Consider the following 20,145-nt stretch of genomic DNA (forward strand, 5'->3'; position numbering starts at 1 on the left):
ATAGACAGGAGGACATTGAAATGGGACGTAGCTATGAAAAATCAAAACAAGCATTTGAAGAAGCACAGCATTTAATGCCTGGTGGTGTCAACAGCCCTGTACGTGCATTTAAATCAGTCAACACAGACCCGATTTTTATGGAACGAGGCAAAGGTGCCAAGATCTATGATATTGATGGAAATGAATACATCGATTATGTCTTATCATGGGGACCGCTGATTTTAGGACATACGAATGATCGTGTCGTTGAAAGCATTCAGCGAGTAGCGGAAAATGGGACAAGCTTCGGTGCTTCTACGTTAGTTGAAAATGAATTAGCTAAACTTGTATCAGAGCGGGTCCCTTCCATCGAAGTTATTCGCATGGTCAGCTCTGGTACAGAGGCGACGATGAGTGCACTTCGTCTAGCTCGCGGTTTTACAGGCAGAAATAAAATTGTGAAATTTGAAGGTTGCTATCATGGCCACGGTGATTCTTTGCTCATTAAAGCAGGTTCTGGAGTGGCAACGCTTGGACTCCCGGATAGTCCTGGTGTTCCTGAAGGGACTGCAAGCAACACGATCACAGTGCCGTACAATGATTTAGAAAGCATTCAAGTTGCTTTTCAAGAATTTGGCGACGATATCGCTGGTGTCATTGTAGAGCCGGTCGCAGGAAATATGGGGGTTGTCCCTCCGCAAGAAGGTTTCTTGCAAGGGCTGAGAGACATTACGGAACAATATGAATCATTACTCATTTTTGATGAGGTCATGACAGGCTTCCGTGTGGATTATCACTGCGCGCAAGGTTATTTTGGCATCACACCTGATCTGACGTGTCTTGGTAAAGTCATTGGAGGCGGTCTTCCGGTCGGTGCTTATGGCGGAAGAGCGGATATTATGAGACAAATTGCGCCAAGTGGTCCAATTTATCAAGCAGGAACGTTATCTGGTAACCCTCTTGCGATGACAGCAGGCTTAGAAACTCTAAAACAGCTGACACCTGAGTCTTATGAAGAGTTTAAACGAAAAGGTGACCGTTTAGAAGAAGGTATTTCGAAAGCAGCAAAAGCATACGGAATTCCATTAACGTTTAACCGTGCAGGTTCCATGATCGGATTCTTCTTTACAAATGAAGAAGTGATCAATTATGACAAAGCGAAAACAGCTGATCTTGCTTTATTCGCTGAATTTTACAAGGAAATGGCCGATCACGGTATCTTCCTCCCGCCTTCTCAATTTGAAGGACTATTCCTGTCAACAGCTCATACAGATGAAGACATCGAATATACGATTGAGACAGTGGAAAAGGTATTTCAAAAACTACGTCGATAAAACAAAAGCCGATATGGAGACATATCGGCTTCAGATTGTTGACAAAGGCTAAAATGATCTTGATTTTAGCCCTTTGTCTTTTTTCAGCGTGATAGAAAACCTTTGCAGTCTAGGAAAGACGAGCAGCGGAGCGGAGCGAATTTGACATTCGTGAGCACCGGAGCGCAGGACTGACAACGAATGCGAGGGTTTGTCTACACGCTGAGCCGATATGGAGACATATCGGCTTTTTGCGTTGGAGAAAACCAATCATATTTTCACTTCCTCCCACATACAACTGTATTGACATCTAATTTTATTTTTTAAGGATTAGATGAAAGGAGGACACCGACTTGTCTCAAAACAATCGATTACAGTTTTCGGTAGAAGAATCCATTTATTTCAAAAGCGGACAGGAAGTCAGTGAGCTGCTGTCAATTTCTCTCGACCCTGACATTCTCGTTCAAGAAGTGAATGATTATGTTTCCATTAGAGGTTCACTCGAGCTAACAGGAGAATACAACATAAATCAAGAGGAGCTATTGGGTGAATTGAGTTCCTTTCCAACATACAGGGAAGCAGATGAGGTAAAGGTAAGAGAAGACGGAACAGCGGAGCTTCTGCATCAATTTCCAGTCGATATCACCATTCCGAAGAACAAAATTAGTCATTTAAATGATGTGTTTGTGTTTATTGATGCGTTTGATTACCAGCTGACAGAGAATCGTTTGCTTACCATTCAGGCTGATTTAGCCATTGAGGGCTTGTTAGACGAGGAAACGTCTCAAGCGCCTGTAGAGGAGCCGTATGAATTTGTCCATCGTCCTGAAGAGGATTATGGCGATATGGCTTACGATTATCAGTTGCAGCCGGAACAAGAAGAACAAAAAGAGCTGCAAGGCGAAGAACATGAGGATGATGAGAAGCAGCCTGTTTTCCAACATGACACACGTGCTGAGCAAGAAGAACAGGAAGATCAAGAAGAAGAGGATGAAGAAATTGAGATAGAACTGGTGAACAGGGAAGTAGAGGAAGTGTCCGAAGAACCGGAAGAATCAGAAGAACAAGAAGAGCCGGAACAGCCGAATAACCAAGAAGAAGCTATGGCACTTGGCTATCGATCCATCCCTGAAGCTCACGTGCAGGAACCGCCATTTTTTGAACCACCTAAGCTTTTAGAAGAAGAGGAGCGGGAGGATACATTCTTTGAAGTGGAAGTGAGAAAAGATCCGGAAGCTGCAGAAGAGCAGGAAGAAATGGTACAGTCGTATCCGGCATTTGAAGCACCTGCTTATCAAGTGGAATCTGAGCAAGAGGAGCAGGATGACGAATATCAGCTCGGGCGGTTATATGAACGGGAAGCACCTAAAATATATGAGTCAGCTCAAGAAGAAGAGGTGCTTGAAGAAGACGTAAGAGAAACGTCTGGAAGTGAGAACTCTCTTTATTTAACAAAGCTGTTCGCTAAGCAGGAGGAGGAAGATTTTTCTCGCATGAAAATATGTATAGTTCAGCAAGAAGATACCGTCGATCGTATTTGTGAGAGATATCAATTGAATGTGCAGCAGCTTCTTCGCACAAACTCATTATCGATTGATGCGGAGCTTGAGGAAGGGCAGATTCTTTATATTCCTGAATATCAAAAAAGCAATGCATAGCAAGCGATGACTGACCGAGAAAATGTGGTGAGTGAACGTGGATGAAATCCAATCTGTCTTATACGAATACGGACTTGAGGCTGAATATATTGAACCTGTCAGTCCTGTTGTCATCAAGGTATATACAAAGCAGGGTGTATTTGCCCTGAAGCGAGTAAAAGCCAACCGGCATATGCAATTTACAGAACAAATGCTTGAACTAGAATCAAAGGGCTATCGCTCCTTTGTTCCGATTTATCGGACGAAGAGCGGTTCCTTTTTCTCAAGTCATCGGGAAAGCCAGTATGCATACTATCTGATGCCGTGGCTGACGAATGAAAAGAGAGAAGAGCAGGACGATAAGCACGAATATTTATTTCAAGAGATTGCAAGACTTCATAAGCGGACTGAAGTCATGATGGATATCACAGAGCAAGAGATAGAAGCGCATTACACCCAAATCAAGACCAAATGGGAAACAGAGAAAGACATGTATGAACGATTCATAGAGCGGGCAGAACAAACGTGGTATATGTCGCCATTTGAGCTGGCCGCTGCTATGTATTTTTCAGAGGCGATGTCTGCCAGCGAATTTGCGCTTGAGCGTTTAGAAGATTGGCATGAAGAAATGAAAGACAAAGAGACAACGCGTGTTGTGCTAAATCATGGACAGCTATCAATCCATCATTTTTTGTATAATGATGTAGGAACAGGACATTTCACCAATTTCGAGCGGTCTAAAAAAGCCGCCCCCATCTATGATCTTCTGACCTATTACTTTCGGACATTCAAAACCTATCCCACGTCTTGTCCTGAATGCACTTCTTTGTTTTATACGTATCAAAAAGGAAACCCTCTTCGGGAGGAAGAACTGCATTTGTTCCTAAGCTACCTTGCTTATCCGCAAGGGCTGTTTGATACAGTAAAAGCTTATGAAGCAGGCGGGCAGGATGAAATGGAAAGCTGTCAGCAGCTGTTAAGAGCGTATTGGCAGATGAAAAATTCTGAGCCGACCGTTATGAAGATTCATGAGATTGAGCAGGCTAGACGGCTTGAAGAAGAACAAAGTGCCTCGTCATCAGCGGAATGACGAGGTTATGCTGCGTTGGCTTTATATGGACAGGTACATAAGCATGAGTTTTTAAAACCAATCTAGATGAAAGGCACAGGCGAGAAAAATAAGAATACCTAGAATGAGGACGTCAAATGTTGTAGGGAAAATGATCGTACGAAATCCTTGAAATATAGCAATCGGGAGAACGACTTGGGAGGCAACTGCCCGAATTTGTCTCAGCCAGGGGGGGAGTGTGTAAGGATTGATCTTCTTCAAATCAAACGCCCTCCTTCTTCATTTTGTTATTATCATATGGGCAAAAGGGCGAAGGGTGCCTGCCCAATTTGTATAAAGAAGAAGAAAAGCGGAAAAGATGATTGACGAAAACAAAAGGCATTTAGTAATATTAATAAAAGATGAGTATGTGCTGATGAACGTGATATATCGTAAGCGTGGATCAGGAAGAGTACGAGCAAGACCCTAAAGAGAGGGAAGCCAAGAGCTGAGAGGTTTCCTAGGATGTACTTGTTTGGAAGGTCGCCTGTGAGCTTAATTTCTTGAATGAACAAGTAGAGAAATTCGGGAGAACCCCGTTATCCTTTAGAGTGTATGGGACACGTGTATGTGTCTCGTGAAAAAAGGTGGTACCGCGAAAAAGCTTTTTCGTCCTTTTATAAGGATGGAAAGGCTTTTTTTATGTTTCATCAGCCGAAAAAATGTGGAGGTTACACAAATGGGAACAAATAATCAAGAAATGCCAACAAAGTACGATCCTAATGCGATTGAAAAAGACCGCTATACGTACTGGCTTGAAGGAAAATTCTTCGAAGCACAAAATGACAAAACGAAAGATCCATATACAGTCGTCATTCCTCCACCAAACGTGACAGGAAAACTGCATCTTGGGCATGCATGGGATTCTACACTCCAAGACATCGTGACACGTATGAAACGGATGCAGGGCTATGACGTTCTTTGGCTTCCAGGTATGGACCATGCCGGTATTGCGACTCAGGCAAAAGTCGAGGCAAAGCTTCGCGAAGAAGGCGTAAGCCGGTATGACCTTGGCCGAGAGAAATTTGTGGAAGAAACGTGGAAGTGGAAAGAAGAATATGCAGATTTTATTCGCAGCCAGTGGGCGAAAATGGGTCTTGGTCTCGATTACTCCCGTGAACGTTTTACTTTAGATGAAGGTCTGAATAAAGCCGTTCGCCAAGTGTTTGTTCAATTGTACGAAAAAGGGCTTATTTATCGCGGAGAGTACATCATTAACTGGGATCCAGCAACGAAAACGGCACTTTCTGATATTGAAGTGATTTATAAGGATGTTCAAGGTGCGTTTTATCACTTGAGATATCCGCTTTCAGATGGCACGGGTTCAATTGAAATTGCGACAACAAGACCTGAAACAATGCTGGGAGATACAGCCGTAGCCGTACACCCTGATGACGAGCGTTATCAGCATTTGATTGGAAAAACAGTGGTTTTACCAATTACAGGCCGTGAGATCCCAATCGTCGGTGATGACTATGTTGATATGGAGTTTGGTTCAGGTGCTGTGAAAATTACACCTGCTCATGATCCGAATGACTTTGAGCTTGGAAACCGCCACGGGCTAGAGCGTATTCTTGTCATGAATGAAGATGGCACAATGAATGCGAATGCCCTGCAATATAAAGGGATGGACCGCTTCGAATGCCGCAAACAGCTTGTGAAGGATTTACAAGAAGAAGGCATTTTGTTCAAAATTGAGGACCACATGCATTCAGTTGGTCATAGTGAGCGAAGTGGAGCTGTCGTTGAACCGTATTTATCAACACAATGGTTTGTGAAAATGCAGCCGCTGGCAGACGAAGCCATTCATCTGCAAAAAGGGGACGACCAAGTTCAATTTGTTCCAGACCGATTTGAAAAGACATATTTACATTGGATGGAAAATATCCGTGACTGGTGTATTTCTCGTCAGCTATGGTGGGGACACCGTATTCCGGCTTGGTATCATAAAGAAACGAAAGAAGTATACGTTGGACTTGAAGCACCAGAAGATATTGAGAACTGGGAACAGGATAACGATGTACTTGATACATGGTTCAGTTCAGCTCTTTGGCCGTTTTCTACAATGGGCTGGCCGGATGCAGACAGTGAAGACTTCAAGCGCTACTATCCAACCAATCTGCTTGTAACTGGCTATGACATCATTTTCTTCTGGGTATCCCGCATGATCTTCCAAGGTCTTGAATTCACAGGAGAAAAACCGTTCAAAGATGTCCTTATTCATGGGCTTATCCGCGATGAACAAGGGCGTAAAATGAGTAAGTCGCTCGGCAACGGAATTGATCCAATGGAGGTCATCGACAAATACGGTGCGGATTCATTAAGATATTTCTTAGCGACTGGAAGCTCACCAGGTCAGGATCTTCGTTTTAGTTTTGAAAAGGTTGAATCCACTTGGAACTTTGCGAACAAAATTTGGAACGCATCCCGTTTTGCTTTAATGAATATGGATGGTTTAACGTATGATGAGCTTGATTTAACAGGAGAAAAATCAGTTGCTGACCAATGGATTTTAACACGCTTAAATGAAACAATTGAAAGTGTCACACAGCTTGCTGACAAGTATGAATTCGGTGAAGTGGGCAGACATTTATACAACTTTATTTGGGATGATTTCTGTGATTGGTACATTGAAATGGCGAAACTTCCGCTTTATGGAGAAGACGAAGCAGCGAAGAAAACGACTCGTTCGATCCTTGCGTATGTATTAGATCAAACGATGAGACTTCTACATCCGTTTATGCCGTTCTTAACAGAAGAAATATGGCAGCATCTCCCGCATGAAGGTGAGTCCATTACTGTTGCGGCATGGCCTGAAGTGAAGCCGGAGCTTTCCAACGAACAAGCTTCTGCTGATATGAAGCTGCTTGTGGAACTCATCCGCTCTGTTCGTAACATTCGCAGTGAAGTGAACACACCAATGAGCAAACAAATAGAGCTTTACATTAAAGCCTCCACATCTGATGTGCAGGAACGCTTAGAGAAAAACCGTTCATATATTGAGCGCTTCACGAACCCAAGTGTTCTTGAAATTGGCACAGATATCCCAGCTAGTGATAAAGCGATGACGGCTGTTATTTCTGGAGCAGAACTCATTCTGCCGCTTGAAGGCTTAATCAACTTAGATGAAGAAATTGCTCGTCTGCAAAAAGAGCTTGATAAGCTGACAAAAGAAGTGGAACGAGTACAGAAAAAGCTTGGCAACGAAGGCTTTATGAAAAAAGCGCCTGAAAGTGTCGTAGAAGAAGAGCGTGCGAAAGAACGTGATTATGTCGCAAAACGCGAAGCTGTTCAAAAGCGTATTGAAGAGCTGAAAGCATAAGGTTGAAAAGACGGCTCCTAATGAAAGGGAGTCGTCTTTTTTGAAAATTTCGTATGAAATGAGAGATGACATTGTTTACAACCTATCATGAAGCCATTGATTGGATTCACAGCAGACTGGCCTTTGGCGTAAAACCGGGTCTTGAACGAATGAAATGGCTGATGAACAGACTAGGAAATCCGGAACAAAGTATAAAAACAGTACATGTTGCAGGTACAAATGGTAAAGGATCAACCATTGCGTTTACGCGTTCTGTTTTGCAGGCAGCCGGCTATTCGGTCGGAACTTTCACCTCTCCGTTTATACTAACGTTCAATGAAAGAATCAGCGTGAATGGAGTGCCTATAGAAGATGAAGAATGGCTGAGTTTGGTGAATCAAATCAAGCCTTTTGTTGACGAATTAGATCAAACAGAGCTTGGCGCAGCAACAGAATTTGAAATCATTACAGCATGTGCATTTGCTTATTTTGCCCATGTGCACCAAGTAGACTTTGTCCTCTTGGAAACAGGGCTTGGGGGAAGGCTTGATTCTACAAATATTGCTGTGCCTATTTTAACAGCGATTACGTCAATTGGTCATGATCATATGGCCATTTTAGGTGACACACTTGAACAGATTGCAGCTGAAAAAGCGGGCATTATCAAAGAGGGTATTCCAATGATCACGGCAGTTCACCAGCCTGAAGCTCTTGCTGTCATTCAAAACACAGCAAAAGAAAAGAATGCGGAATGTATTTCCTTACATGATACTTGTAGATTTGATGAGCAGCAGCCGACAGAAACAGGTGAACGTTTCACATTACGCACATCAAAAAAGCAGTATCCGCAGCTTGAAACAGGATTAATCGGAACGCATCAAAGGCAAAATGCTTCCCTTGCTGTTTTACTCATTGAATGGCTGGAGCAAGAAGGCTATATTAGTGTGACAGAAGAGCAAATATATGAGGGCATTCGGCAGGCAGCTTGGGCTGGGAGATTTGAAAAAGTCAAAGATCATCCTCCAGTGTATTTAGACGGCGCTCATAATGAAGAAGGGATCGACCGTTTAATTGAAACTGTACAAGCTCATTTTTCTAGTAAACAGGTGCATATATGTTTTAGTGCTTTAAAAGATAAGCCGTACAAGCAAATGATTCAAAAGCTTGAAGCTGTCAGTTCTTCCATCCATTTTGTTTCATTTGATTTTCCAAGAGCCGAATCAGCTGAAAAGCTTTATGTATGCAGTCAGTTAGACGCAAAGTCTTATGATGATGACCCTCGTACAGTGCTTGAGTTCATTCAGAAAAAAAGTGATGATCCTTCAGCGGTGATCATTGTGACAGGCTCTCTTTATTTTATTTCAGATATACGAAATCGTATGATCGGGTAACACAAAAACGCAAATGGCTTCAATGCCATTTGTGTTTTTTTCTTTTGATATACAGATGGAAAGTAAAATCATATTTTCGCTATGTGCTCAATGAATACGATCGTGATAAAATCCGGTCTATCTTATTCTCGGAAGGGGTCACGATATATGATAGGCATTTTTGTGTTTCTTGCAGGCATCACCATGGGGTCGTTCTTTCATCTAGTTGGTGAAAGGCTGCCACTTAAGCGGTCTATTCTCTTTCCTCGTTCTCACTGCACAGTGTGTAAACAGCCGCTTTCCCTGCACGAGATGATCCCGCTCGTTTCGTATTCGTTATTGAGGGGAACTTGTAAGCATTGCGGCACTCGGCTGTCTTTGTTATATCCACTGGTTGAGCTGCTATCAGGCAGTCTTTTTTTGCTCATGTATAGAATCGCTGGTATTTCGTTTGAAGGTCTTTTTCTTGTGATTCTTTGTAGTTTCTTTGTGATTGCTGTCGTGAGTGATCTCCTTTATATGAGGGTGCCAAACGAGCTGTTTCTCTTCTTTTTCCCTCTTTTCGTCATATACCGCACGCTTGAACCTCTTCTAATTTGGTGGGAAGGAGCGGCTTCGCTTCTTTTTTGCTTTCTCATGTTTTATAGTTTAGAACGTTTTAAGCCAAATAGCATGGGCGGAGCTGATATGAAGCTGTTCAGTGTTCTTGCGTTTTGCTTTGGCTTCAAGCCATTCCTTCTCATTCTTTTCCTCTCGTGTATCGCTGGAATCGCCTATGCGAAGGTTTTTTCTTTTCGATTAGATGAACCATTTCCCTTTGTTCCTGCGATCTCTTTTTCTTTTTGGCTGTATCTCTATGGAGCTCATGTCATGCTCCCATTCGCAGGGTCGACCGGTTGAAAAAATTGGCGAACACTTTTTTTCCCTGCCGACAAAAGTCTTGTTCTTTTTTTTTTTCGCTATGTTAAAGTGTGAAACAGAAAGAAGGACGGGTACATTCGCGCTGATTCATTGGACAAAAAGGTCTTTCTTACAAACAATGTTAGAAAGCGGGGAATGACAGTGAAAAAAAGGCAGGCAAAAAAACAAGGGTTAAAAGTCAATATTAATGGCAAAGAAGAAATGCTTCATGAAGATGACCACCAGCCGCCAAAACAGCAAGAGGATGATCAAGTGACGTTTTCGAATTGGGAGGAAAAAAGGCAGTCAGAACAGGAGACAGCTGCATCTGAGGAAGAACCGGCTAAACCGAAAGAAGAAGACTTCCAGTGGGATGACGCAGCTGATCATATTTATCATTCTGATCCAAAGGTCGTCACACCTTATCAAAAGAAAAAAGGCTCCTTTGATCAGAAGTTCGGTAAAAACCGCGGCCCGTTTAAGAGAGTGATGACAACGATTGTATTTGCAGTGGTTCTTGGGACAGGCCTTGGTGTGTTTGCACTTAGCTTAAGTCAAGATGGTACTCAGAATCCATCAGGGGGAGATATCAGCGTTTCAGCATCCGGAAATCAATCATCGATGAAAGCAGGTGGTGATGCGCCGCCAACAGATACTGCTGATGGATCAAAAGAGAATAAAAATGAAAAAAGCGCCTCTGGCCATTTTTCAACCTATGTCGTACAGGCTGGAAAGTTTTCCTCTGAAAAAGGAGCAGATGAATTAGTTGGCAGTTTAAAAGAAGCAGGGTATGCGGGAAAAAAGATCTCAATGGATGATGGCTATTATGTCATTGCTGGGCTTGCGACAGAACAGGGCATGACAAGTGCTGTTGGGAAGAAGCTGATTGATCAGCACTTTGAGGCATGGGGAGGCAAGGAGCTCTCATTTCAAGTACCGGATGAGCTGACTAGTTTAATAGAAAAGGCATCTCTATTATCCTCTAAGGTCATTGCAGGAGATGATGTAGATCAAAAGGACGTTACGCAGCTGATCTCTGAGCTTGAAAGTGCCAAAACAACGGACGCACCAGCTAAAAGCAGTTTGCTGAAAGCGGTACAACTGTTAAATGAACCTACTGCTGAAAACGCGTGGAAATCTCAGCAGGCACTGCTTGATCAATTAAATACGTAAAATCATATTTTAAGAAACGAAACTAGTCAAAAAATGACTAGTTTTTTTCTTTTGCATCCAACATAATGATGAAGGAACATGAAAAATGAATTTTCGTAAATTGTTGGTAAGATGTACATTTGATAGGATGAATGGGTATCTTACTTCTTAGGCTAAACCCTGAAAGGATGGACATACATGAACCGATTGATTCTCGCATCTCAATCCCCTAGAAGAAAAGAATTGCTTGATCTAGCAGGGTTTTCTTATGACATTCAAGCAAGTCAATTAAAAGAAGAAATAAATCGAAACTTTTCTCCTGCAGAGAACGTCCAATGGTTGGCAGAACAAAAAGCAAGTGATATTCAAAGATTATATCCCGAAGCTGTGATCATTGGTGCAGATACGATTGTTGCAATTGACGGCAAATGTCTTGGGAAACCAAAAGACAAGGAAGAAGCGGCCTCAATGCTTCAATTATTGTCAGGAAAGACACATCAAGTCTTGACGGGTGTCACGATTCAGTCAGAGAATAGAAAAGAAACATTTTATGAACAGACAGAAGTAACGTTTTGGACACTTACGCAAAATGAAATAGACCGCTATATCGAAACGGGAGAACCGCTTGATAAAGCGGGAAGCTATGGTATTCAAGGGAAAGGCGCACTGTTTGTTCAAAAAATAGACGGTGATTATTTTTCCGTTGTAGGTCTCCCTATTGCCAAAACAGTTAGAGTGCTCGAAACATTTGGAATCACCCCTTTTTGATGACAGGAAGGAATCTAAAAGGAGTGGGCATCATGAACGATTTCCCTATGTTGCTAAAGCATTTTCCTCAAGATGAAAAGCCGAGAGAACGATTGATCAAATATGGTCCCGGCAGTCTGTCAAACCATGAACTTGTTGCGATTCTTTTAAGGACAGGCACAAAAAAGGAATCAGTTCTTCAAATTTCCGCAAGACTTCTGCAAACATTTGGCGGTCTTCGCACTATAAGAGAAGCCTCAATTGAAGAAATGTCGAAGATTCGAGGAGTTGGAAAGGCGAAGGCGGTCTCTCTTTTAGCTGCTTTAGAACTCGGCACTAGATTACACCATCAAACGACGGACAACCGCTATGTGATCCGCACACCAGAGGATGGGGCAAACTTTGTGATGGAAGATATGAGGTTTTTACAACAGGAAAATTTCGTTTGTCTTTATCTCAACACAAAAAATCAAGTTCTTCATAAACATACCGTGTTTATTGGAAGTCTGAACTCATCCATCGTTCACCCGCGTGAAATTTTCAAAGAGGCCTTTAAACGGTCCGCTGCTTCATTTATTTGTGTGCACAACCATCCATCTGGAGATCCGACGCCCAGCAGGGAAGATATTGAAGTCACACAGAGACTATTTGAATGTGGAAAGCTGATTGGAATACAGCTGCTTGATCATCTTGTCATAGGTGATCAAAAATTTGTGAGTTTGAAGGAAAAAGGGTATTTGTAACACTTTTTTTTTCAATGTTTTACGATATAATAGAGTTTATGAGTTTTTCCCTAAGGGAATTTTGGTTTAAGAAAGGAAGATACATACATATGTTTGGAATTGGTACAAAAGACCTTGGAATAGATCTTGGAACAGCGAATACGCTTGTTTTTATTAAAGGAAAAGGCATTGTTGTGAGAGAACCTTCGGTCGTAGCTTTGGAAACTGATACGAAGTCTATAGTGGCGGTCGGAAATGATGCTAGAAATATGATTGGCCGTACACCTGGTAATGTTGTGGCACTACGCCCAATGAAAGACGGAGTCATTGCAGATTACGAGACGACAGCAACAATGATGAAATATTACATTAATCAAGCATTAAAAGGCAAAGGGCTTTTTGCTCGTAAACCTTACGTAATGGTATGTGTGCCATCTGGCATTACAGCTGTAGAAGAGCGTGCAGTTATTGATGCAACGAGACAAGCTGGTGCACGTGACGCATATCCGATTGAAGAACCATTTGCTGCGGCAATCGGTGCTAACCTGCCTGTATGGGAGCCAACAGGAAGTATGGTTGTGGATATTGGCGGCGGTACAACAGAAGTAGCGATTATTTCTCTTGGCGGCATTGTGACATCACAATCAATCCGTGTTGCAGGTGATGAAATGGATGATGCGATCAGCAGCTACATCCGTAAAACGTATAACCTGATGATTGGTGATCGTACGTCAGAAGCGATTAAAATGGAAATCGGTTCTGCGCAGCCTGATGTACATGATGAGATGGACATTCGCGGACGTGACCTTTTAACAGGTCTGCCAAAAACAATCTCTATTACGGCAGAAGAGATTGCAAAAGCGCTTCGCGATACGGTGGAAACAATTGTCGATGCAGTAAAAATGACGCTTGAAAAAACCCCGCCTGAGCTGGCAGCAGATATTATGGACCGCGGAATTGTTTTAACAGGAGGCGGTGCATTACTGCGTAATCTTGACAAAGTCATTAGCGATGAAACGAAAATGCCAGTCATTATTGCTGAAGATCCGCTTGACTGTGTGGCGATCGGAACAGGGAAAGCACTTGAACATATTCATTTGTTCAAAGGAAAATCAAAAGATAATCGATAATCGGGCGTAATTAAAGAGGTGTAAGACATGCCGCAGTTTTTTATGAATAAAAGATTAATGTTGCTCCTTGTCTGTGTCATCGTACTGGTGGCCATGATTGGTTTTTCAGTGAAAAGCGGCAGAGGTGCTTCATGGCCGGAAAAATTAGTGGGGGATACGACAGGCTTTTTTCAAGGTGTCTTTCATAAACCATCACAATTTATTGCCGGTATTTATGGGAACGTACAAGATTTAAAGAACACATATGATGAAAACGAGCGTCTTCGAAAAAAACTTGATGGACAAACCCAATATGAGGCGAAACTTCAAGAACTAGAAGATGAGAACAAAAAGCTACGCAAACAGCTTGGCTATGTGAACTCTGTTCGTGATTACACGCCAATTCTATCAACTGTTATCGCAAGAAACCCATCTCTTTGGGATAGCTTTGTGATGATTGATAAAGGGAAAAAACAAGGCGTTGACAAAGATATGGCGGTCACAAATGAGAGTGGCGCATTAATTGGGAAGATTGAAAGTGATAAGCTCAACAATTTTACTTCAACTGTAAGGTTGCTAAGCTCAACTGACCAAAATAATAGAATTTCAACGAAAATTTTTGCGAAAAAGGGCAAAGAAGAACTCAATGGAATCATTAACGGTTATGACAGCAAGAAAAAAATGCTGACTATGAATATTCTAAAATCCGATGCAGATGGGGATGTCAAAAAAGGAGATCTTGTTGAAACATCTGGAGCAGGGGGCGTATTCCCACAAGGCTTGACGATTGGTAAGGTGAGTGAAATCGAGCCAGACCATTACGGCCTGACAAAGATCATTTACGTAGAACCAGCGGCAGAACTCAACAATTTAGACCGTGTGATTGTGGTGAATCGCAGCACAAGTACAGCAGATGCATCTGAATTGACGAAGGAGGAAGGCTCGTGAAACGTGTCCTTCTTGCTTTCGTCATGTTGTTTATCTTCGTATTTGACAGCATTTTTGTCGATTTAGTGAAGCTCCCATTTGTTTCAGAGAATCAAATTTTAGCTCCTCATTTCATTTTACTTGCACTTGTATTTATGACTGCTTTTGTGAATCAAAAATATGGTGTGATTTACGGATTTATTTTTGGACTTTTATATGATATTTCATATACAGGCATACTTGGTGTTCATATGTTTGGCTTTGGGGCGCTTTGCTATTTGCTAGCAAAAGCCTTTAAAGTTCTGCAAACGAATATGTTAGTCGTCGTCTTTCTGTCGATTATTGCTGTTTCCGTCATGGAGTTTTATGTATACGGCGTTCAAGCGACAATTCAACCAGGGATTATGCCGTTTAATACGTATGTCATCGAACGCTTTATTCCAACGATTCTTTTAAATACTGCTGCGTCTCTCATACTTGTTGTGCCGCTTAGGCTCTTTTTCATCAATGTGAAACAAGGACTGATCGACGAATAAAAGCAGGAGTTTGTCCAATTACGGCGAAATGAGTATGTTGTTGAGGTGAGCATCTTGAAAACTCAAAAACAGCAATATGTGACGATAAAAGGTACAAAAAACGGATTAACATTACAGTTAAATGATGACTGTTCGTTTGATGATCTTCTTTCTGGCTTGCGAGAGGTTCTTTTACTTGAGCAATATACAGATGGAAGAGAAGGACATAAGGTCAATGTGCATATTAAGCTTGGTTTTCGTTATTTAACGGAGGATCAGGAGACGCGTTTGACTGAAGCGGTGTCTGAAAATGAACATCTCGTGATCCACTCCATTGAAAGTGACGTCATGTCAACTGAAGAGGCGAGACGATTAAAAGCAGAGGCTGAAATTACTTCTGTAGCAAAAATTGTACGCTCTGGACAGGTGCTGTATGTCGAAGGAGATCTTTTATTAATAGGAGATGTCAATCCTGGCGGAACGATTCGCGCAGGAGGAAATATTTTTGTGCTTGGCGCATTAAAAGGTGTGGCGCATGCTGGATGTAATGGCAACAAGCAGGCTGTTATTGCGGCATCACATATGATTCCAACACAGCTTCGCATCGCACAAGTTTTTAACCGTGCACCAGACCAAAAAGAAGATGGAAATGAAATGGAATGTGCTTATTTAGATATAGATGGCAATATGATCATTGAACGCCTGCAGCAATTGGCTCATATAAGACCTAATCTGACAAGGCTTGAGGGAGGAATGTGAAATTGGGCGAGGCTATTGTGATTACCTCAGGAAAAGGCGGCGTTGGCAAAACAACAACATCTGCAAACTTAGGCACAGCACTAGCAATTCAAGGGAAAAAAGTGTGTCTAGTTGATACGGACATCGGCCTTCGGAATCTGGATGTCGTGATGGGGCTTGAAAACCGCATTATTTATGATCTAGTTGATGTAGTAGAAGGAAGATGCAAAATTCACCAAGCGCTTGTAAAAGATAAGCGTTTCGAGGATCTTTTGTATCTTTTACCTGCTGCTCAAACAAGTGATAAAACGGCTGTGGAGCCGGAACAGATCAAGGAATTAATTCAATCATTGAAACAAGACTTTGATTATGTTGTCATTGACTGCCCTGCTGGAATTGAGCAAGGCTTTAAAAATGCTGTATCCGGTGCAGACAAGGCCATTGTCGTGACGACACCTGAAATCTCAGCTGTGAGAGATGCGGACCGAATCATCGGTTTGTTAGAACAAGAAGATATCGAACCGCCTCGTTTGATTGTCAACCGTATTCGTACACACATGGCGAAAAATGGCGATTCAATGGATGTAGATGAAGTGGTACATCACTTGTCGATTGATCTACTTGGCATCGTAGCAGATGATGATGATGTGATTAAGGCTTCAAACAATGGTGAACCGATTGTTATGGATGCTAAAAACAAAGTATCGATTGCCTATCGCAATATTGCCCGCCGGGTACTAGGCGAATCTGTTCCGCTTCAATCCTTTGAAGAAGAAAACAAGGGAATGTTTGCAAAGCTGAAAGCATTTTTTGGTGTAAGAGCATAATCGTGATAGAAAACCTTTACAGTCTAGTAAGGACGAGCACTGGAGCGCAGACCTGACAACGAATGCGAGGGTTTGTCTACACGCTGAGACCGATTCGATTTAGAATCGGTCTTTTTGTTGCATATCAGATGAGGTTGTCACATAAAATGTACAAACTGTTTGTATGTAAAGGGTGATCTCATGAAAAGAGTGGACGAGTACCGAAAGAAAATCGCGCAGCGCCGCAAAACGATGCAGCCTGCTGCTCCTCCTAAGAAGACGGCTTTCAAGAAAAAAGAGGATATCCCGCCATGGGTTATGCTGACAGAGGAAGAAAAGCATTCTGGCTCGACCTCCTATGAACCGGCGTCTCATCAGCCAAAGAAATATCGTCATCCCTTATTTAACCCGAATACCTTTGTGCTTAAATGCTTATTATCAGCGTCCCTTGTGTTGATTGCTGCCATTTCGTTTAAAGGTCAGGCAGGTCCGTTTCAGCAGCTGAAGCCGGTGATTACTCAGACCTTTGAGCAAGATTTTCAATTTGCTGCTGCCAACCGTTGGATAGAAAAAACAGTCGGACATCCGCTGGCATTTTTAACAGAGAAAAAAGAGGGCCAAAAAGACGTACAAGCGAATCAAGAACTAGCTGTGCCTGCCTCTGGTAAAGTGCAGGAATCCTTTACGCAAAATGGAGCAGGGGTCAAAGTCGAAACATCCGCTGAAGCCATTGATAGTATGAAGGAAGGCTATGTGGTCGAGGTGAAAAAGAAAAGCGACACAGGGCTTACCGTTGTGGTGCAGCATGCAGATAACAGCTATAGCTGGTACGGTCAATTAAAGAAAGCCGATGTGGCCTTATACGATTTTGTTGATAAAGGTGAAAAAATTGGCCAGATTTCGCTTGATGATCAAGGGAAGGGCACGTATTACTTTGCCATTAAACAAAATGAACAATTTATCGATCCTATTCAGGTGATGACCTTTGAATAGATGGCTGCTCATGCTGACGAAAATTCACATCCATCCGCTGCTGTGGATTGTGATGGCGTTTGCGATTCTGTCAGGTCAAATTAAGCCGCTGCTTTGCCTGCTTGTGATCGTCTGTGTCCATGAACTTGGACATGCAGCGGCTGCCTGCTATTATCATTGGCGCATTCGGCGGATTTTTTTACTGCCATTTGGCGGAACGGTTGAAGTAGAGGAACATGGAAACCGTCCGCTAAAAGAGGAGCTGGCGGTCATTTTGTGCGGGCCGCTTCAGCATGTACCGCTCCAGCTCATGGCGTGGCTGTTCATGGAAGCTTCTCTTATTTCGCATGACGTCTTTACGATGTTTACCTTTTATAATATGGCGATTTTTCTTGTCAATCTTTTGCCCATTTGGCCGCTTGATGGCGGAAAATTATTCTTTTTGCTCTTATCTATTTTTTACCCTTTCCAACGTGCACATGCTCTAGCCATAAAAGGCTCACTTGTCTTTTTCGGTCTATTGACAGCAGGATTACTTTTGTTTGCACCGCTGCAATTCAATGGCTGGGTGCTGCTCACTTTTTTAGCTTATTCACTCGTGATGGAGCACAGGCAGCGGCATTACGTCAGGGTTCGTTTTTTACTAGAACGGTATTACGGTAAAAAAGAGCAAAAGGTAGAAAAACTGATTCCGCTGAGAGCAAGTGCAGAGGAAAAAGTTTACGAAGTGATGGCACGATTTCAAAGGGGCTGCAAGCATCCGATTATTATTGAAAGAGATGGCGTGAAGATGAGTCAGCTTGATGAAAATGAACTGCTCCATGCGTATTTTTCAGATCGCAGAACGACCTCCTCAATGGAAGAGCTTCTTTTACCGTACTAATGGTGAAAATACATTGACATTCTGCGTCTAGTTTGATATATTTTTTAATGTTATGGATATGTAGCACCCGTGCTACAACCGCGCGGAGCAGGTGTAAAGAGCCTATGGCCCCCTGTATTCGGCGAGTCTGAGTTTATTAGGAGGTGCAGAGATGTACGCAATTATCGAAACTGGTGGTAAACAAGTAAAAGTTGAAGAAGGTCAAACTGTTTATGTTGAAAAACTAGCTGCTGAAGCAGGTGAAACAGTAACTTTCGAAAACGTATTGTTTGTCGGCGGAGACACTGTCAAAGTGGGTAACCCTTCAGTTGCTGGAGCAACAGTAACGGCTAAAGTTGAAAAACAAGGTCGCGGTAAGAAAATTACTGTGTTCAAGTACAAACCGAAGAAAAACAACCACAAGAAACAAGGTCATCGTCAACCTTACACTAAAGTTGTTATCGAAAAAATCAACGCTTAAGGCGTGTGAGTGATATGATCAAAGCAACCATTACTCGGTCATCAGCAGATGAAAGCATTACGTCTTTTCAGATGACTGGACATGCCGAGTTTGCTGAAAAAGGTCAGGATCTCGTTTGTGCAGGTGTATCTGCTGTTGTTTTCGGCTCAGTCAATTCAATTATTGCACTGACAGGATTGGACCCACTGCTTGATATTGGTGAAGAAGGCGGCTACTTCTCTTTTGAACTGCCGGCTGATACAGATCCAGTATCCTTTGAAAAAGCCCAGCTGCTTTTAGAAGGCATGGTCGTTTCCTTAGAGACAATTGAACGAGATTATCACGATTATGTGAGAATATCAACAAAAAAATAGGAGGTGAACTTCATGCTTAGATTAGATCTTCAATTTTTCGCATCTAAAAAAGGGGTAGGTTCTACAAAGAACGGACGTGACTCTGAGTCTAAACGTTTAGGCGCTAAACGTGCTGATGGTCAATTCGTAACTGGTGGTTCTATCCTTTATCGTCAACGTGGAACGAAAATCTATCCAGGTGAAAACGTTGGACGCGGAGGCGACGACACTCTTTTCGCTAAAATCGACGGAACGGTTAAATTCGAACGTTTCGGTCGTGACCGTAAAAAAGTGAGCGTATATCCTGCGGCACAATAATTGCTAAAAACTCCGGTCATTGACTGGAGTTTTTTTCACTTTTACAAGCAGTACCGAAGATGATAAAAGAAGATGCACTCCATAAATATCAAAGAACGTTTGCTGACTTTGCCTCATTTTCTCCTATACGATCAGAAAAAACAACCTTTCCTCACATAACTAGTGTTTTTCTATGCTGTCTTCTCTGTTATAATTCAGGGAGACATATTGATGATAAGACTCCTAAAAGAGAGACCAAACGATTGGGAGTGCGATAATGGAAGAGATACCAAGTAAAGAAAATGAAAAATTAACTCACGTTGCATTAACAAATGAATTGATCTATCTGCTCAGTCGTTCAAGACACGACTGGATGAATAAATTACAGCTGATCAAAGGCAACTTGACATTAGAAAAATATGACCGCGTGTTTGAAATTATAGAAGAAATGGTCATTGAAGCACAGCATGAATCCAAACTCTCAAATTTAAAAATTCCCCAATTGGCCTATTACTTTCTAACATTTAATTGGGAGTCGCATTTTATCACCTTAGAATATGAAGTGCTTGGTGAAACCCGAGACTTATCAGCATATGAATCACAGCTGCTATCGGTATCACAGGAGTTGTTTTCGATATTCGATCAATCAGTTTGCCAAAAAACTGAAAATCATTTAACGGTCACGTTCCAAACAGATCATGAAGAAAATGATGTGATCTTATATTTTGATTTCAAAGGAAAATTAACAAGTTTGGATGCGTTAAATGCGTTTCATGACGCAAACTATCCATGTATGAGTATAACGCAATTTCATGTGACGCCTCATGAGTCCATGATTGAGCTTTGTTTGAGGCAAGAACGAGATATGTGATGCAGA

Annotated in this window: 21 protein-coding genes and 2 other annotated features; of the genes, 20 read left to right on the top strand and 1 reads right to left on the bottom strand. The window is 42.2% G+C overall.

Translation table 11 applies throughout. The features are described 5' to 3' along the window. Positions 1-20 precede the first annotated feature (20 nt). The 3 genes from hemL to ysxE all read left to right on the top strand — a co-directional run bounded on the left by hemL (position 21) and on the right by ysxE (position 4,019). Entirely contained in the window at positions 21-1,313 is a 1,293-nt protein-coding gene (hemL, locus tag AC20OE_RS06435; RefSeq protein WP_059375710.1) for a glutamate-1-semialdehyde 2,1-aminomutase, read from the top strand. A gap of 332 nt (positions 1,314-1,645) precedes the next feature. Continuing rightward, entirely contained in the window at positions 1,646-2,950 is a 1,305-nt protein-coding gene (locus AC20OE_RS06440) for a LysM peptidoglycan-binding domain-containing protein (RefSeq protein WP_487268751.1), read from the top strand. Between the two features lie 37 nt (positions 2,951-2,987). After that, positions 2,988-4,019 (top strand): spore coat protein YsxE, encoded by a 1,032-nt coding sequence (gene ysxE, locus AC20OE_RS06445; RefSeq protein WP_075611719.1) that lies wholly within the window; start codon positions 2,988-2,990, stop codon positions 4,017-4,019. A gap of 51 nt (positions 4,020-4,070) precedes the next feature. On the opposite strand, the gene AC20OE_RS06450 is transcribed toward ysxE, so the two are convergent. Next, positions 4,071-4,259 (bottom strand): hypothetical protein, encoded by a 189-nt coding sequence (locus AC20OE_RS06450; protein ID WP_003216497.1) that lies wholly within the window; start codon positions 4,257-4,259, stop codon positions 4,071-4,073. 168 nt (positions 4,260-4,427) lie between these two features. Further along, positions 4,428-4,657 (top strand) — a binding site (T-box leader). A 59-nt stretch (positions 4,658-4,716) separates the two neighbouring features. Here AC20OE_RS06450 and AC20OE_RS06455 point away from each other — a divergent pair. From AC20OE_RS06455 to AC20OE_RS06535, 17 genes are all read left to right on the top strand, one after another. After that, complete coding sequence (locus AC20OE_RS06455; protein WP_487268752.1) at positions 4,717-7,359, top strand: valine--tRNA ligase; 2,643 nt, start codon at positions 4,717-4,719, stop codon at positions 7,357-7,359. A gap of 65 nt (positions 7,360-7,424) precedes the next feature. Next, a complete protein-coding gene (locus AC20OE_RS06460) occupies positions 7,425-8,729 on the top strand; it encodes a bifunctional folylpolyglutamate synthase/dihydrofolate synthase (protein WP_487268753.1) in 1,305 nt (434 codons plus the stop codon). Positions 8,730-8,876: 147 nt separating this feature from the next. Then, on the top strand, positions 8,877-9,608 hold the full coding sequence (locus AC20OE_RS06465; RefSeq protein ID WP_487268754.1) for a prepilin peptidase: 732 nt from the start codon (positions 8,877-8,879) through the stop codon (positions 9,606-9,608). A 156-nt stretch (positions 9,609-9,764) separates the two neighbouring features. Continuing rightward, positions 9,765-10,781 carry an SPOR domain-containing protein gene (locus AC20OE_RS06470; protein ID WP_144490378.1) on the top strand — a complete coding sequence of 339 codons (1,017 nt, stop codon included), beginning with the start codon at positions 9,765-9,767 and terminating at the stop codon, positions 10,779-10,781. A gap of 177 nt (positions 10,782-10,958) precedes the next feature. Beyond that, on the top strand, positions 10,959-11,528 hold the full coding sequence (locus AC20OE_RS06475; RefSeq protein ID WP_047203336.1) for a Maf family protein: 570 nt from the start codon (positions 10,959-10,961) through the stop codon (positions 11,526-11,528). A 47-nt stretch (positions 11,529-11,575) separates the two neighbouring features. Beyond that, complete coding sequence (radC, locus tag AC20OE_RS06480) at positions 11,576-12,250, top strand: RadC family protein (protein ID WP_029706175.1); 675 nt, start codon at positions 11,576-11,578, stop codon at positions 12,248-12,250. Between the two features lie 89 nt (positions 12,251-12,339). Then, a complete protein-coding gene (locus tag AC20OE_RS06485; protein ID WP_007501538.1) occupies positions 12,340-13,359 on the top strand; it encodes a rod shape-determining protein in 1,020 nt (339 codons plus the stop codon). A 27-nt stretch (positions 13,360-13,386) separates the two neighbouring features. Further along, entirely contained in the window at positions 13,387-14,286 is a 900-nt protein-coding gene (gene mreC, locus AC20OE_RS06490; protein ID WP_039180383.1) for a rod shape-determining protein MreC, read from the top strand. Continuing rightward, positions 14,283-14,801, top strand: coding sequence for a rod shape-determining protein MreD (gene mreD / locus AC20OE_RS06495; RefSeq protein WP_039180381.1), 519 nt, complete (start codon positions 14,283-14,285; stop codon positions 14,799-14,801). Before mreC ends, mreD begins: the two co-directional genes overlap by 4 nt. A gap of 54 nt (positions 14,802-14,855) precedes the next feature. Next, positions 14,856-15,539, top strand: coding sequence for a septum site-determining protein MinC (minC, locus tag AC20OE_RS06500; RefSeq protein WP_039180377.1), 684 nt, complete (start codon positions 14,856-14,858; stop codon positions 15,537-15,539). Between the two features lie 2 nt (positions 15,540-15,541). Then, positions 15,542-16,345: a septum site-determining protein MinD gene (minD, locus tag AC20OE_RS06505; RefSeq protein WP_017358134.1), complete on the top strand. Its 804-nt coding sequence runs from the start codon at positions 15,542-15,544 to the stop codon at positions 16,343-16,345. 180 nt (positions 16,346-16,525) lie between these two features. Beyond that, positions 16,526-17,317 carry a M23 family metallopeptidase gene (locus AC20OE_RS06510; RefSeq protein ID WP_039180373.1) on the top strand — a complete coding sequence of 264 codons (792 nt, stop codon included), beginning with the start codon at positions 16,526-16,528 and terminating at the stop codon, positions 17,315-17,317. Continuing rightward, positions 17,310-18,179: a M50 family metallopeptidase gene (locus tag AC20OE_RS06515; RefSeq protein ID WP_047203338.1), complete on the top strand. Its 870-nt coding sequence runs from the start codon at positions 17,310-17,312 to the stop codon at positions 18,177-18,179. The genes AC20OE_RS06510 and AC20OE_RS06515 overlap by 8 nt, the downstream gene beginning before the upstream one ends. A 66-nt stretch (positions 18,180-18,245) precedes the next feature. Beyond that, positions 18,246-18,318 (top strand) — a sequence feature (ribosomal protein L21 leader region). A 12-nt stretch (positions 18,319-18,330) separates the two neighbouring features. Beyond that, a complete protein-coding gene (gene rplU, locus AC20OE_RS06520; protein ID WP_003216781.1) occupies positions 18,331-18,639 on the top strand; it encodes a 50S ribosomal protein L21 in 309 nt (102 codons plus the stop codon). A gap of 14 nt (positions 18,640-18,653) precedes the next feature. After that, complete coding sequence (locus tag AC20OE_RS06525; protein WP_034279847.1) at positions 18,654-18,992, top strand: ribosomal-processing cysteine protease Prp; 339 nt, start codon at positions 18,654-18,656, stop codon at positions 18,990-18,992. A 12-nt stretch (positions 18,993-19,004) separates the two neighbouring features. After that, the gene (gene rpmA / locus AC20OE_RS06530) at positions 19,005-19,289 is read left to right on the top strand and encodes a 50S ribosomal protein L27 (protein ID WP_003216586.1); all 285 of its coding nucleotides are present in this window, start codon (positions 19,005-19,007) and stop codon (positions 19,287-19,289) included. A 256-nt stretch (positions 19,290-19,545) separates the two neighbouring features. Further along, positions 19,546-20,139, top strand: a complete 594-nt coding sequence (locus AC20OE_RS06535) for a sporulation initiation phosphotransferase B (protein WP_073979799.1) — start codon at positions 19,546-19,548, stop codon at positions 20,137-20,139. Positions 20,140-20,145 lie beyond the last annotated feature (6 nt).

It is taken from the genome of Bacillus sp. SRI_025 (assembly GCF_057592095.1).

Excerpts from the sequence above, each read along its gene's own strand:
- AC20OE_RS06525 (WP_034279847.1), top strand. The coding sequence starts at position 18,654 with ATGATCAAAGCAACCATTACTCGGTCATCAGCAGATGAAAGCATTACG.
- AC20OE_RS06465 (WP_487268754.1), top strand. The coding sequence starts at position 8,877 with ATGATAGGCATTTTTGTGTTTCTTGCAGGCATCACCATGGGGTCGTTC.
- AC20OE_RS06470 (WP_144490378.1), top strand. The coding sequence starts at position 9,765 with ATGACAGTGAAAAAAAGGCAGGCAAAAAAACAAGGGTTAAAAGTCAAT.
- mreC (WP_039180383.1), top strand. The coding sequence starts at position 13,387 with ATGCCGCAGTTTTTTATGAATAAAAGATTAATGTTGCTCCTTGTCTGT.
- AC20OE_RS06535 (WP_073979799.1), top strand. The coding sequence starts at position 19,546 with ATGGAAGAGATACCAAGTAAAGAAAATGAAAAATTAACTCACGTTGCA.
- AC20OE_RS06475 (WP_047203336.1), top strand. The coding sequence starts at position 10,959 with ATGAACCGATTGATTCTCGCATCTCAATCCCCTAGAAGAAAAGAATTG.
- rplU (WP_003216781.1), top strand. The coding sequence starts at position 18,331 with ATGTACGCAATTATCGAAACTGGTGGTAAACAAGTAAAAGTTGAAGAA.
- rpmA (WP_003216586.1), top strand. The coding sequence starts at position 19,005 with ATGCTTAGATTAGATCTTCAATTTTTCGCATCTAAAAAAGGGGTAGGT.
- hemL (WP_059375710.1), top strand. The coding sequence starts at position 21 with ATGGGACGTAGCTATGAAAAATCAAAACAAGCATTTGAAGAAGCACAG.
- AC20OE_RS06485 (WP_007501538.1), top strand. The coding sequence starts at position 12,340 with ATGTTTGGAATTGGTACAAAAGACCTTGGAATAGATCTTGGAACAGCG.
- AC20OE_RS06510 (WP_039180373.1), top strand. The coding sequence starts at position 16,526 with ATGAAAAGAGTGGACGAGTACCGAAAGAAAATCGCGCAGCGCCGCAAA.
- AC20OE_RS06455 (WP_487268752.1), top strand. The coding sequence starts at position 4,717 with ATGGGAACAAATAATCAAGAAATGCCAACAAAGTACGATCCTAATGCG.
- AC20OE_RS06460 (WP_487268753.1), top strand. The coding sequence starts at position 7,425 with ATGACATTGTTTACAACCTATCATGAAGCCATTGATTGGATTCACAGC.
- radC (WP_029706175.1), top strand. The coding sequence starts at position 11,576 with ATGTTGCTAAAGCATTTTCCTCAAGATGAAAAGCCGAGAGAACGATTG.